13 protein-coding genes are annotated in these 13,589 nt (G+C 59.7%); 7 read left to right on the top strand and 6 right to left on the bottom strand.

All coding sequences use genetic code 11. The annotated features are described in order from the left end of the window. Positions 1–2: 2 nt before the first annotated feature. Complete coding sequence (locus tag GS620_RS17730) at positions 3–194, bottom strand: hypothetical protein (RefSeq protein WP_170345624.1); 192 nt, start codon at positions 192–194, stop codon at positions 3–5. A gap of 106 nt (positions 195–300) precedes the next feature. Here GS620_RS17730 and GS620_RS17725 point away from each other — a divergent pair, with 106 nt between their 5' ends. The 4 genes from GS620_RS17725 (at position 301) to GS620_RS17710 (ending at position 3,273) form a co-directional block, all read left to right on the top strand. Next, positions 301–993: a YafY family protein gene (locus tag GS620_RS17725; protein ID WP_171119887.1), complete on the top strand. Its 693-nt coding sequence runs from the start codon at positions 301–303 to the stop codon at positions 991–993. Positions 994–1,119: 126 nt separating this feature from the next. Next, positions 1,120–1,791, top strand: a complete 672-nt coding sequence (locus GS620_RS17720) for an OmpA family protein (protein ID WP_152459228.1) — start codon at positions 1,120–1,122, stop codon at positions 1,789–1,791. Positions 1,792–1,923: 132 nt separating this feature from the next. Next, positions 1,924–2,466: an NADPH-dependent FMN reductase gene (locus GS620_RS17715; RefSeq protein WP_171119885.1), complete on the top strand. Its 543-nt coding sequence runs from the start codon at positions 1,924–1,926 to the stop codon at positions 2,464–2,466. Positions 2,467–2,481: 15 nt separating this feature from the next. Continuing rightward, entirely contained in the window at positions 2,482–3,273 is a 792-nt protein-coding gene (locus GS620_RS17710) for an acyl dehydratase (RefSeq protein ID WP_171617238.1), read from the top strand. On the opposite strand, the gene GS620_RS17705 is transcribed toward GS620_RS17710, so the two are convergent. Further along, complete coding sequence (locus GS620_RS17705) at positions 3,265–4,299, bottom strand: FAD-binding oxidoreductase (protein ID WP_171617236.1); 1,035 nt, start codon at positions 4,297–4,299, stop codon at positions 3,265–3,267. The genes GS620_RS17710 and GS620_RS17705 overlap by 9 nt on opposite strands. 55 nt (positions 4,300–4,354) lie before the next feature. Here GS620_RS17705 and mnmD point away from each other — a divergent pair, with 55 nt between their 5' ends. Together mnmD and GS620_RS17695 are read left to right on the top strand one after the other, a co-directional pair. Beyond that, positions 4,355–5,020, top strand: a complete 666-nt coding sequence (mnmD, locus tag GS620_RS17700; RefSeq protein WP_171617234.1) for a tRNA (5-methylaminomethyl-2-thiouridine)(34)-methyltransferase MnmD — start codon at positions 4,355–4,357, stop codon at positions 5,018–5,020. Beyond that, positions 5,017–5,886: a DMT family transporter gene (locus GS620_RS17695; RefSeq protein ID WP_171617232.1), complete on the top strand. Its 870-nt coding sequence runs from the start codon at positions 5,017–5,019 to the stop codon at positions 5,884–5,886. The genes mnmD and GS620_RS17695 overlap by 4 nt, the downstream gene beginning before the upstream one ends. Here the strand turns inward: GS620_RS17695 and GS620_RS17690 are convergent. Beyond that, positions 5,860–7,833 (bottom strand): lytic transglycosylase domain-containing protein, encoded by a 1,974-nt coding sequence (locus GS620_RS17690; RefSeq protein ID WP_171617230.1) that lies wholly within the window; start codon positions 7,831–7,833, stop codon positions 5,860–5,862. The two genes, GS620_RS17695 and GS620_RS17690, sit on opposite strands and share 27 nt — an antisense overlap. Before the next feature lie 134 nt (positions 7,834–7,967). Between GS620_RS17690 and dapA the strand changes: the two genes are divergently transcribed. Beyond that, the gene (gene dapA, locus GS620_RS17685) at positions 7,968–8,840 is read left to right on the top strand and encodes a 4-hydroxy-tetrahydrodipicolinate synthase (protein ID WP_171617227.1); all 873 of its coding nucleotides are present in this window, start codon (positions 7,968–7,970) and stop codon (positions 8,838–8,840) included. Between the two features lie 136 nt (positions 8,841–8,976). Here dapA and GS620_RS17680 read toward each other — a convergent pair whose 3' ends face one another. From GS620_RS17680 to GS620_RS17670, 3 genes are all read right to left on the bottom strand, one after another. Beyond that, positions 8,977–9,849, bottom strand: a complete 873-nt coding sequence (locus tag GS620_RS17680; protein WP_171230636.1) for a DmsC/YnfH family molybdoenzyme membrane anchor subunit — start codon at positions 9,847–9,849, stop codon at positions 8,977–8,979. Next, entirely contained in the window at positions 9,849–10,598 is a 750-nt protein-coding gene (locus tag GS620_RS17675) for a 4Fe-4S dicluster domain-containing protein (protein ID WP_171617225.1), read from the bottom strand. The genes GS620_RS17680 and GS620_RS17675 overlap by 1 nt, the downstream gene beginning before the upstream one ends. A gap of 109 nt (positions 10,599–10,707) precedes the next feature. Then, positions 10,708–13,527 carry a molybdopterin oxidoreductase family protein gene (locus GS620_RS17670; protein WP_171617223.1) on the bottom strand — a complete coding sequence of 940 codons (2,820 nt, stop codon included), beginning with the start codon at positions 13,525–13,527 and terminating at the stop codon, positions 10,708–10,710. Between the last annotated feature and the right edge of the window lie 62 nt (positions 13,528–13,589).

Raw genomic sequence — 13,589 nt, 5'->3', positions numbered from 1 at the left:
TCTCAGGCCGTGCTGGTCCAGAGCATCTTCAGATTCCCCAGCGAAAAACGTCTGGATCGTTTCTTTGAAACGGGCTGCTTGCACTGCCGGGCCATGGCGATTTCGCGCTCGATCTCGAAGGCGCGCAGGGTATGGTCCTGAGACCATTGCCCCAGCCTGAGTGTCATCATGACATGGGTGTCGAGGTAAGGCATTTTTCGTGCTCCTTCTTTCGATGCCATTCCAATCTGGCCCATCACTCCTGACACCCTCTTGTCAGTGGGGTGTGCTAGGGTGTCAGCATGTTGACAGGAGGATGCAATGCGCCGTTCGACCCGATTGTTTGAAATCATCCAGATCCTGCGGGCTGCGGGCGCTCCGGTCACGGCAGAGGCGCTGGCCGCAAGGTTGGAGGTGTCCGTGCGCACGGTCTATCGGGATATTGCCGAGTTGCAGGCGCAACGGACGCCTATCGAAGGTGAGGCCGGTATCGGGTACGTGATGCGGCGCGGCTATGATCTGCCGCCGCTCAATTTCGATGCAGAAGAGGTTGAAGCCTTGTGGGTTGGCCTGTCTCTTCTTGCGCGTACCGGCGACAGTCACCTGCAAAGGGCCGCCAGCCGGATATGCCAGAAGATCGACGCATTGCATTGCCCAGCGGATTGGTTGCAGGTTGCCCCATGGGGTGCCCCGGCGGATGATCCAAACAAGGGTTGCGTTTCGATCGCGCATTACCGCGAAGCCATCAGGGCAGAGCGGAAAATCCGTATCACCTATGAAGATGGCGAAGGCGAACGCACGGTTCGGGTCGTGCGCCCTGTGGCGCTGATCTATCACATCGAATGCACGATGCTGGCAGGCTGGTGCGAATTGCGCAACGGGTTTCGCCATTTCCGCACCGACCGTATCTGGTCCAGTGAATGCACCGAAGATAGCTTTTCAGGACAAAGCGGGTCATTGCGCGAGCTCTGGCAGGAGCAACAGAATGCAGAAACGTTCGTTGAAGCGGTTTGAATACGTGTTTGGCGGGTATTCGCCGACTTCACCGCATTGTTGCTTGAGCCGCCAAGCCTGCCCAGTGATATACTGCGGAAAACGAAGCACGCCCGAATAACGGGTGCTGGAGCAGAAGGTGATATCATGACGATTTCCAAGTTTTTCGTGGCCACAGGTTTGTGTTCAGCCCTTGTGTTGGCGGCCTGTACCGACCCGGGCACGCTGACAGTACAAGACGACCCGAACCAGAACGCCAAACAGGGCGCCGTTCTGGGTGGGCTGGTCGGCGCTGGAATCGGGGCGATTGCCAATAATTCGAACCCCGGTCTGGGCGCGTTGGCCGGTGCTGCAATCGGTGCTGCCGGGGGCGGCGTGATCGGCAACCAACTGGACAAGCAGGCTGCGGAGCTGCGTCAACAACTGGCAAATGACGGAATTACAATCGTCAACGCAGGCGATCGCCTGATTGTGACGGTCCCGAATGACATCACCTTTGACACCGACAGTTCGACCGTGCGCCCGGCGTTGCGGTCTGACCTGGTGAAAGTGGGCCAGAACCTGGTCAACTACCCGAATTCGAACGTGCAGATCATCGGGCACACTGACAGCGACGGCGACGCAACCTACAATCAGGGCCTGTCAGAGCGTCGCGCGAATGCCGTGGCCGATATCCTTCAGGCCAACGGTGTCAGCTATAACCGCATTCGCACGATCGGGCAGGGCGAAAACAACCCTGTCGCGTCCAACCTGACGCCCGAAGGAAAATCGCAAAACCGGCGTGTCGAGATTGTCGTGGTGCCCAGCGGAAACGCGTAACCACTGCGCGGCATGAACAGCGGGGCCGCCCAATGGGCGGCTCGGATTGCGCAATGACTGTGCGTCAAATGGGGTTTGGATCGGGGTGATCTCGGTCTAACTTGCGGGAAACACAGAAACGGAGCTTTCCCGATGTCCCAACCGACCCTTCTTGGCCTGTCCGGTTCTCTGCGCCAGAACGCGACCAACCGTAAGCTTCTGCGCGAGGCGGCACGGTTGTTCGATCCGGCAAGCTTTGTCGAAGCGGATTTGAACCTGCCCCTCTACGATGGTGATCTGGAAGACGGAGAAGGGATTCCTGAGGCGGTTCATACGCTGGCCAATCAGATCGCACAGGCCGATGCGGTGATCATTTCGACACCTGAGTACAACAAGGGTCCATCAGGCGTTCTGAAGAACGCGCTGGACTGGGTCAGCCGAACGCAAGGCAATCCATGGGCCGACAAACCGGTTGCGGTCATGTCGGCGGCCGCTGGTCGTGCAGGCGGGGAACGCGCGCAGATGATCCTGCGGGCCTGTATGGTTCCATTTCAGCCGCGCATCCTGCAAGGGCCCGAAATCCATCTGGCGAACAGTTCGAACGAATTCGACGATCAGGGAAAGCTGCGTTCGGACCGGTACGAAAAGTCTTTGCATGACTTGATGCAGAAACTCCGGGCCGAGGCCGGTTTCTGATCGCGGGTCAGGCAAATGACGCAAGAGCGACAGACCGATCTCTTGGATCCGGCCCGCGCGACGGCATTTCAGGTGGCGCTGGGCGGTGTGCCGTCGATCGCCAGTGGTTCGGAATTGCCGCCCTTCTTCCATCAGCTTTATTTCTGGACACCGCAACCGGCCGCCGAATTGGGTCGGGATGGGCATCCCAAGGTTGGGGGCCTGATCCCGGATATGGGATTGCCGCGCAGAATGTGGGCCGGGGGGCGGTTGACCTTTCACGCTCCTCTGATCGCAGGGATAACCGCCGAAAAGAAATCGGTTCTTGAAAGCCAAAGCGCCAAGGTGGGGCGGTCCGGCCCGTTGGGCTTTGTCACTTTGCGGCACGAGATCTGGCAGAACGGTCAGTTGCGCGTGACAGAGTGGCAGGATCTCGTTTATCGCGAAGATCCTGCGCCGGATGCTGAAATGCCCCAACCGCCCAGAGCGCGCACCGATGAGACCGATTGCCGCGAAGTCGGGTTCGATTCAACGTTGTTGTTTCGATACTCGGCCCTGACCTTCAATGGCCACCGTATTCACTACGATCTGGACTATGCGCGCGATGTTGAAGGATATGGCGGGCTGGTCGTGCACGGGCCGCTTTTGGCGCAGCTTCTGATGTTGTTCGCGGTTGACCTGATCGGCCCGCTCGCCTCGTTTTCATTCCGCGCGACTTCGCCATTGATGCATTTCGAAACGGCCCAGTTGTGCCGGAGGGGTGAAAACATGTGGGTGCGCGGCCCTGACGGGCGGCAATGCATGCAAGCCGCCGCGCAGTCACAATGAGGCTTCGGGCCGGAACTCATCAGGGATCGTATCCCGATCTTCCAGCATAAGATCGGCCATGACCTCGGCGATTTTGGGGGCCATGCCGAAACCGATCTTGAACCCGCCATTGGCGATGTACTGCCCTTGATGCAGGGGATGGGCGCCCAACATCGGCGCTCGGCTTTTGCTGCGCGGGCGCACACCAGCCCAGCGTTCGATCACCTCGGCCCCGTGCAACAGGGGCAGGACGCGCGTGGCGCGGTCTATCACGTCGTCCAGAGCTTCGTCCGTGCTGGTCGGGTTCTCATAATTCCGTTCCGAGGTCGATCCGATCGCAAGTGTTCCGTCAGCATGCGGGACAATGTGAATCGCGTCGGCGAATAGTTGCGGCACTTCCCCCGCGTCGAAGCGCAAAAGGGCGGCCTGCCCTTTGACACCATTTCCGACGGTCTTGCCGTAGGCGTCGTTCAGTTCCTGCAATCCTGCAAGGCCCGTGGCGTGGATGACCTGCCCCTTGTCCCTGGCTTCACTGACAATGTGAACGCCCATGACCTCCAGGGCTGCGACCAGCGCGGCACAGGCCCGCCGGGGGTGCATTCGTGCCGTCAACGTATCGCGAATGACAAAGCCTGTGGGGCTGGGTGGGCACCAAGAACCCGCTTGGGCCGTGGTGATGACACGCCATTCCGCCCGGCCTTGCCAAAGCTCATCTGCGGTGCCTTCGCGCTGGCGGGCCAGTTCCAGACCACGCGCGTCCGGGATCGGCTGCAGGCGGCCCAGCTGGCCATAGCCGGGGGAAACCCCGCCAGTGTCTTCGATCTGTCGCCAGAATGGCTCAGCCATGATCAGACTGTCGAACTGAAATGCTTTCTTGGCGTTCCAGTTTTCCGGCACATGCGGGGCCAATGCGCCGACCAGACCTCCGCTGGACCCGGCGCCGGGACCGGACGGATCGACAACCTGCACTTTCGCACCGCGGCGCGCACAAATCCAGGCGATGGACAGGCCGAAAATTCCTGCGCCGCGAACCGTCACATCGACCATTGCCAATTCCCTTTTCCTTGTTCAGTGTCGCGCCGCTTAGCTACAGGATTCCCCAATGGCAGACCAGCGCGCCGAATTGACGTGGACCGAAGATCAGATACCGGTCTCGGACCGCTTCGACGACCCATATTACTCGTTGCAGAACGGGCTGGAAGAGACGCGCCATGTGTTTCTGGCGGGAAATGATTTGCCTGCGCGGTTTGCACCGGGGTTTCATATTGCCGAGTTGGGTTTCGGCACCGGCCTGAACCTGCTGACCGCCTGGTCGGAATGGGAGGCATCCGGTCAGAAAGGGCCATTGCGCTTTACTAGTTTCGAAGCCTTTCCCATGGCGCCGGAAGACATGCAGCGCGCGCTTGGGGCCTTTCCTGAATTGCATCCGTGGAGCAGTCGGTTTCTGGCGCATTGGACAGGACGCACATGTGTGTTGGATTCGCTTCGGTTTGAGGTGGTGATCGGCGATGCACGCAAGGCATTGCCGAACTGGGACGGAATGGCAGATGCCTGGTTTCTCGACGGGTTTTCACCAGCCAAGAACCCTGAATTGTGGGGCGCGGACCTGTTGCAGGACGTGGCAAACCACACTGTCACGGGCGGTACCGCGGCCACGTATACGGCCGCGGGTTTCGTGCGCCGGGGACTTGAGAGTGCAGGTTTCAACGTAACCCGCATGCCCGGCTATGGTCGCAAGCGGCACATGACACGGGCACACAAAGCATGACCCAGAAGAACAATGTCGGCGCGGGCATCGCTTTGATGGTGGGCGCGACAATTGTCTTTGCGTTGCAGGACGGTATCTCGCGCCATCTGGCCGGAACCTACAACACCTACATGGTGGTCATGATCCGCTATTGGTTCTTTGCGGCTTTTGTCATCGCTCTGGCCGCGCGGGCCCCCGGTGGGCTGAAGGCGGCCACAAAGACAAGTCAGTTGGGTTTGCAGATCGTGCGGGGCTTGTTGCTGGCGGCCGAGATCTGCATTGCGGTGTTCGGCTTTACGGTCCTTGGCCTGATCGACAGTATGGCGGTTTTCATCTGTTATCCTTTGCTTGTCGCCGCGCTGAGCGGGCCGGTGCTGGGCGAAAAGGTCGGATGGCGGCGATGGGCTGCGATCGGTGTCGGCTGCATCGGCGTTCTGATCATCCTGCAACCGGGCGCCGGGGTCTTCAACCCGTGGGCTGTCATACCTTTGATTTCTGCATTGCTGTTTGCGATCTATGGTCTTTTGACGCGATATGTCGCCCGCCAGGACAGCGCGGCGACCAGCTTTTTTTGGACCGGTGTCGCCGGTGCCGTGGCGATGACCGTGTTTGGCATGTGGTTCTGGGAGCCGATGGCGCACGACGACTGGCTCTGGATGGCGCTGCTTTGCGTCAGTGGGGTGTTCGGGCATTGGTTGCTGATCAAGTGCTACGAAGTGGCCGAAGCCAGTGCGGTTCAACCCTTTGCATATTTCCACCTGGTTTGGAGCGCGATCCTGGGTATTTCGATCTTTGGCGAAACGTTGCGCCCCGAAGTCGTGGCGGGCGCAACCATCGTCGTAGCCGCAGGTTTGTTCACCTTATGGCGCGAACGCCGCCAGAGATGATCCGATCAGCTCCTGCGAGAACGGAATCGGAAGGGCGGGTTGCCCCAGGCGGGCACGGTAGACCGGCAGGCTTTCGGTCACGCGCATCACGTAGTTCCGCGTTTCGCTGAACGGGATCGTCTCGATCCAGTCCACGATATCGACCTCGCCCGTGCGCGGATCACCATAGCGTTCCATCCACGAGATCGGGCGCCTTGGCCCTGCATTGTACCCCGCCGCCATCATCACAACGTTGCCGTTGAAATCGGCCGCCAGACCAGAAAGATAGTTGGCCCCAAGCTTTGCGTTGTATTGCCAGTCCGTGGTCAATCGTCCCGTCTGATGGCCGCTGAGAATGCCCAGCTCGCCCGCAACCAGCTTGGCCGTGGCGGGCATTACCTGCATCAAGCCGCGTGCACCCGCACCGCTGACGACGACCGGGTCGAACTCGCTTTCGCGACGCGCGATGGCCAATGTCATTTCCTTGGCCATCGGCAATCGCATATCTGCCACTGGATGGACCGGGTAATAGGCTGCGGGTAAAACGGTTCCCGTGGTCGCCGCCCGCTTGGCGATCATCACGGCCAGATGCGGCTGTTTCAGTTCGATAACTAGGTCGCCCAATTGATTGGCCTGCACTGGATCAAGGCTTTCGACCAGATGGGTCAGGAACCGCTCGGACAGGTTTGCTTCTCCGGCTTTCAACAACAGCAATCCGGCCTCCAAAACGCTGGAATCGGCAAACTCCGCCTGCCGCCAATGCGGCGCGCGACGCGGATTGGCCAGTTCCGCATCAAACGGTCGTCCGATCCGTTCTGCGGCCAACAGACCGTAGAATGAGGTCTGGTAATCGGCCCCCATTGCATAGGCGTCATACGCCTTGTCCGCGTCACCCAATGCCGCGTAAGCGCGCCCAAGCCAATAGCCACCACGGCCTTTCGAGATCGGAGATTTCACGGCGTCCGAAAAGTTCTGGAAGTGGCGAACGGCGGTGGCAGGATCGTTTAGTTTGCGAAGCGCCAGAAAACCGGCCAGCCATTCAAGATCGGCATAGCCGTAACCCATTTCGGGGGTCATATGATGATTGGCTGCCACGTCATATGCGCGCGCCGCACGGCCCGATCGCATCTCAAGCCGTGCAAGACGGCGCCGTCCCTCGGCCCATTTGTCAGGTTCACCCAGTGCGTCAGGCCCGGTAGAGCGTGCCAGCATCAGATCGACGGCGCTGTCATCCAGTTCTTTCTTGTCGCGCCAGACAAAACGATCGAAGGCCAGCCCGGGCGCATCCGCCAGAGACTTGGGAACTGCTGCCACCTTGGTGTCCACACCGGGTTGGCGTTTCTGCAATGCTATGCGCGCTTCGGCCAGTTTGCGTTCGTCCGGACCGACCAAAGGCAACATCTGTCCGGCGCTTACAAGATGACCGTCCCAAAGCATTCTGTCCAGCCGCGCCGCGTGATGCGGTTTCAGAAGTTTGGCAAAGTTCTCCAGATAGCTTTTTTGCAGACCCGAACCCATTGGCATGGTGCGCCAAGCGGTCACAATGTCGGCCTCCGCTTCTCCGATGCGTCCCTTGGCTTTCAGGGCGACGGCAAAGTTCAACGCGCCCTCTGCCGTCTGAGGCGGCATGCCGGCATAGAATTTCAGAACCCTGTCTGGATCGGCACCGGTGAAAACAGGCTCGCTCTTGCGGCGCAGCCATGCCAGCCCGGGCCAGTCCGGGCGACGTTCGAGAAACACCAACACGTCGCCAGAGCTGCCGAAGCCCTCGCGCAGCCAGTGCCAGACAATGATATCGCGCGATACAGAACCTCGCTGGCCGGATACGCGCAACGCTGCGTTCCAGTCGCCTTTGCGCATTTCGTTAAGTCCAGCGCGCAAATCAGCAGCAGCATCTGCCCGTGCTGAATGCGTCGCAGTCACCGAATACAGAATCACAGCAGTCAACAGTGCCAGAAAGCGTGTCATCCCTTGCATTTCCCAACCAACCGAGGATAGAGCCTGTGAGGATAAACCGTGCGTCGCTGGGATCAACTCACAAAGCTGGAAACGTGAGGAACCGCGGCGTAAAAACTGCAAAATGCACCTTGAAGGAGCGTGTCATGTTCAAAGGCTCGATGCCAGCCCTCGTCACCCCGTTCAACAACGGCGAGTTGGACCTGAAGACGCTCAAACATCTGGTGGACTGGCAGATATCCGAAGGCTCGACCGGGCTGGTGCCTGTGGGAACAACCGGTGAAAGCCCGACCCTCAGCCACGAAGAGCATGAAACGGTGATCGAAGAGGTTGTTAAAACCGCTGCGGGCCGCGTTCCTGTCATTGCCGGTGCCGGGTCGAACAACACGGTCGAAGCTGTCCGCTTCGTTCAGTTCGCGGAAAAAGTCGGAGCGGATGCGGCACTGGTCGTCACGCCGTATTACAACAAACCAACTCAGCGTGGCCTGATCGCGCATTTCGAGGCGCTGCATGCGGCCGCGGATATCCCGATCATCATCTACAACATTCCGGGCCGTTCAGTCATTGATATGACGCCTGCCACAATGGGTGAACTGGCCAAGCTTCCTCGTATCGTCGGGGTCAAGGATGCAACAGGCGACCTGGCCCGTGTCAGTCAGCAGCGCGCTGCCTGTGGCGCAGATTTCTGCCAACTGTCCGGCGAAGACGCCACGGCCCTTGGGTTCAATGCCCATGGCGGTGTTGGCTGCATCTCGGTGACTGCAAACGTGGCCCCCAGGCTCTGCGCCGAATTCCAGCAGGCCACGCTGGCCGGAGATTATGCAAAAGCGTTGGAGTATCAGGACAAGCTGATGCCGCTGCATGAGGCGATCTTCATCGAGCCGGGCCTTGTCGGTGCCAAATATGCACTCAGCAAACTGGGCCTTTGCAGCACCGAAGTGCGCTCACCCCTGACCGAGCTGGAAGACAGCACCAAGGATGCAATCGAGGCCGCAATGGCCCATGCCGGCCTGATCTGACCGGTATTTCAGAATACGACGAAGGGCGGCCTCAAACCTTGAGCGCCGCCCTTTCTTTTTGATGTATCCAGACTTCATCTGGCCAAAAAATATCCCGGGGGAGACTCGGCTTGCCGCGGCGGGGGCAGAGCCCCCCTCAGCGTTTGCCGTAATACAGCCCCACGACATGTTCGGCCTGCGCAAAGAACAGCCAGCGCGACGTTGTAACACCTGCCAGATGCGATGCCACGGCCAGCAGGGCGAAGACGTGATTGAACGGCAGCAACAACAGCAGAACCGGCAGCACGAATGCCAGAACGAACGAGATCAGCCGCAGTTTTTCGGCGTGTTTGCGCCCGACCACGTGAACGAATTCTCGCAGCAGGTAATTGGTGCCGGTATGGGGCGGCTCAAAGGCGCGGACGGATCCGCGTGCGCCAAGCCCGGTGGCTGTTCCCAGATCCGTTCCCGATAACGCAAACGCCTGATCCCCCTTGCGCCAGTACAGTATCTGCACCAGCGCCGCGATCAGCAGCAGCGGCAGAGCTGCGCTTGTCTGACCTGCCAGCAATGCACCACCGGCCAGGCTGAAGCTGAGAAACATGGCAGGTGTCAGGTTCATGTTCCAGCGTGGGATGGTCTTGAGCTGCGTGTAGATCATCGAGGTCGTGAACACTGTGGCCAGCGACAACCCTGCGCCGATCCAGCCCAGAAAACCCCAGCGTTGGTCCAGAAACACCACGCCAATTGCATAGAGCCCCATGATGACCAGCGCGAGGACGGCACACCAACCTTCACGGCTGAGCCAGCTGGTTTTCCATTGAGTGAACGCCTTCAAGGCCCGTTCCGGATGGCCCAGGTGGAAGGTCGAAGCCAAAAGCCCGCCGACGGCCAGACCATAGGCAATGGCGAAGAACACAAAAGCCACCCAACCCGAGACAGCCGGAAACCCCAGGCCAAGAAAGAACAGCAGTCCAAATCCCAGACCGGACAGGGTGGTGAACAGAATGACGGAGGGTGCGGGATGCATCAGAGTTTCTCCAACGTCTTGTCGAGCCAGCCGAGGAACCCTTTGGGCTCGTCAGCAATGGGGGCCAGCAGGGGGGCCAGTATGTCGATCTGGTCTTCCACGGTGTCCTTGGGGCGCGGGGGCAGGTATTTGTTGACGGGTTTGGTGCCCATTTCTGGCATCAGGTCCATGCCGCCCCGTTCTGCAACCAGCTGGCTGACATCGCTGTCAGGGTCGCCCAGATCGCCAAAGTGCCTTGCGCCCGCAGGGCAGGTGCGAACACAGGAGGGGATACGGTCGACCTCGGGGAGGTTTTCATTGTAGATGCGGTCCACGCAAAGTGTGCATTTCTTCATCACGCCTTCGGCCACATCAAGTTCCCGCGCACCGTAGGGGCAGGACCAGGCGCACAGGCCGCATCCGATGCAATCGCTTTCATTGACCAGGACGATGCCATCCTCGACCCGTTTGTAGCTGGCGCCGGTGGGGCAAACGGTAACACAGGGCGCGTCTTCGCAATGCAGGCAGGACTTCGGGAAGTGGATCAGCTGGGCATGCCCGTCGGCAGGTTGCACTTCGTAGGAATGCACGCGGTTGAGAAAGGTGCCCGACGGGTTTGCACCGTAGGCGTCCTGATCCGAAAGAGGGACACCGTAATTTTCCGTGTTCCAGCCTTTGCAGGAAATAACGCAAGCGTGGCAGCCGACACAGGTGTCCAGGTCGATGACCAGGCCCATCTTGCGGTCAGTGGAGTTTGGTAGCTGGGTCATGTCAGGGAACCTCTGCTGTTGAGGGCAGGTGAGGGGGCCAGCCCCCTCTTGAGCCTGCGGCTCAATTCACCCCCGGGATATTTTTGGCCAGATGAAGTGCGGATCCGTGTCATTTGCCCACCTTCCAGGCCAGGTTTTCAGGGCCGGTTCCGACAGGAGATTTGATCGGGTCGAAATTCGGCTGGCTTTGCGCATCGGCAGGTGCGTCGGCTTTTTCGATTTTGACCTTCAGGTCGAACCATGCTGCCTGACCAGTGATCGGGTCCGAATTGGCCCAGCGCATTCCATCATCTTTGGACGGCAGCAATTCGTGAATCAGGTGATTGAGCAGGAAACCTTTGGTCGCTTCTGGCGCGTCGTCCTGCAAGGCCCAGGCGCCTTTGCGTTTGCCGATGGCGTTCCATGTCCAGACCGTGTTGTCATTCAGCGCGGCCATCTCCATCACCGGCACGGTGATCTCACCGTGGGGGGAGCTGACTTTTGCCCAGTCGCCGTCTTGCAGGTTGTGTTCTCGCATCAGTTTGGTCGGGACGTACAACGGGTTTTGCCCGTGCAACTGGCGCAGCCACGCGTTCTGTGTGCCCCAACTGTGATACATGGCCATTGGGCGCTGGGTCAGCGCGTTGACGGTGAAGCCTTCATTGCCCTGCTGGTCGGTTTCGTACCAGATCGGCAGCGGATCCATGGTGTCCTTGATGCGCTGGCGCAGGTGCTCGGGCGGCTGGCGGTCACCGTGACCTTCAGCAGCCAGCTGGAACCGGCGCATCGGTTCGGAATAGAGCTGGAACAGATAGGGCTGAGGGCTGTCATAGATGCCCATCCCGACGGCCCAGTCCTGATAGGCGGTGTTCCACGGTTTGTAGTAATCCGCGCCTTCCGGGATATGCGCCACATAAAATCCGCCGTTTTCGATATACCGATTCAGCTGATCCGGATTGACCTCGCCGCGGCCTTCCTTGTCGCCGTCTGGACCCCGGAAACCGGCCAGCGGGCCGATGCCAGGGCGTCGTTCGTGGTTTACGATGTAATCCGCGTAGTCTTTCCACTTTGGGCTGCCGTCTTCATTCGTGAAACCCGGCAGGCTCATGCGGTTGGCCAGCTCGATCAGAACCGACTGGAAACCACGCACGTCTCGGTCGAGTTCGACCACCGGCCAGCGAATGGCGTCTGCCGCGGCGTCTGCCTCGCAGATCGGGCGATCCAGCAGCGAGATACAGTCGTGCCGCTCGAGATAGGTGGTGTCGGGCAGGATCAGGTCGGCATAAGCCACCATTTCCGAAGAATAGGCGTCGGAGTAAATGATGCGCGGGATGACGTAATTGCCGTCATCGGTCTTGGCCGTCAGCATCTCCATCACACCTTTGGTGTTCATGGAGGAGTTCCACGACATATTCGCCATGTACATGAACAGGGTGTCGATCTTGTAGGGATCACCAGCCGCAGCGTTCGAAATCACCATGTGCATCAACCCGTGCACGGACATCGGGTTTTCCCAGGTGAATGCCTTGTCGATGCGTTGCGGTGTGCCGCAGTCGTCCAGCAGCAGGTCTTCGGGACCTCGTGGAAAGCCCAGATGCGGGCCGTTCAGCGGGCGTCCCGGACGCCTCTCGCCATGAGGCGTCGGGTGTGCTTCGACCGGTTTGGGATAGGGTGGTTTGAAGCGGAAACCGCCCGGTACCTCGACTGTTCCCAGCATGATCTGCAGCACATGCAGAGCGCGGCAGGTCTGGAATCCATTGGCATGGGCTGATACGCCCCGCATGGAATGGAAGCTGACGGGACGACCAATCATCTTCGAGTGCTTTTCACCCCGAAAATCAACCCATTCCTGATTCAGTTCGATCGCTTCGTCAAAAGCGACCCTGGCGATTTCAGCGGCAATGGCCCGGATACGTTTGGCGGGGATGCCGCAGCGATCGGCCACCGCCTCGGGCGCGTGTTCGTCGCTGAGGTATTTTTCGGCCATCAGGTGGAAAACGGGGCGGTGCGTCACACCGTCCTTGTCATAGGTCGCCGACAGGTCCGGGCGCACGCCGGGCTTGTCGAATGCGGTTGGCTCGCCCGTCTTGCGATCAATAACCAGCGGCTTGCCGTCCTCGTCGCGCAGGAACAGGCCCTTTTCCGCACCCTCGCTTGCGTTCACCAGAACCGGCGCATTGGTATAGCGGCTCAGGTAATCCAGATCGATCTTGCCGGCTTTCATCAGAACGTGGATCAGCGACAAAATGAACAGCCCGTCTGTTCCGGGTGTGATGCCGACCCAGTCGTCGGCAACAGCGTTATAGCCCGACCGGATCGGATTCACTCCGATCACCCGTGCGCCGCGCGCCTTGATCTTGCCGATCCCCATTTTTATCGGGTTGCTGTCATGATCCTCGGCGACGCCGAACAGCATGAACAGTTTGGTGTGATCCCAGTCGGGTTGTCCAAACTCCCAAAACGCGCCACCCATCGTGTAAATGCCACCGGCCGCCATATTGACCGAGCAGAAGCCGCCGTGGGCTGCGTAGTTCGGAGTGCCGAAATTCTGGGCCCAGAAACTGGTGAAACTTTGGCTCTGGTCGCGGCCAGTGAAAAAGGCCAGCTTCTGCGGTGCGGTTTCATGCAGTTCGTTCAGCCAGCCCACAGCAGTGCTGAGCGCCTCGTCCCACTCAATCTCGCGAAATTCACCCGAGCCACGTGGGCCGACACGCTTCAGCGGTTTGCGCAGGCGAGAGGGGGCGTTGACCTGCATGATCCCGGCAGAGCCCTTGGCGCACAAAACCCCCTTGTTGACCGGATGGTCCCGGTTTCCTTCGATATAGGCAACCTTGCCATCTTTCATGTGAACGTTGATGCCGCAGCGGCAGGCGCACATATAACAGGTGGTTTTGCGGACCTCGTCCGAAACTTTCGGAGACGTTTCAAGGATCGGCTGCTGATGGGTCATTGGCGGGTCCTGTCGGTTGTGTCGGGAGGACTTTGTCACTTTCCTTCCGATTTGAGAACATC

This window comes from Ruegeria sp. HKCCD6428 (assembly GCF_013110595.1).
In the GTDB taxonomy this organism is placed as follows: Bacteria; Pseudomonadota; Alphaproteobacteria; order Rhodobacterales; family Rhodobacteraceae; genus Ruegeria.
The sequence above is the reverse complement of the archived record's forward strand: the minus strand, read 5'-3'. Positions and strand labels throughout refer to the sequence as shown.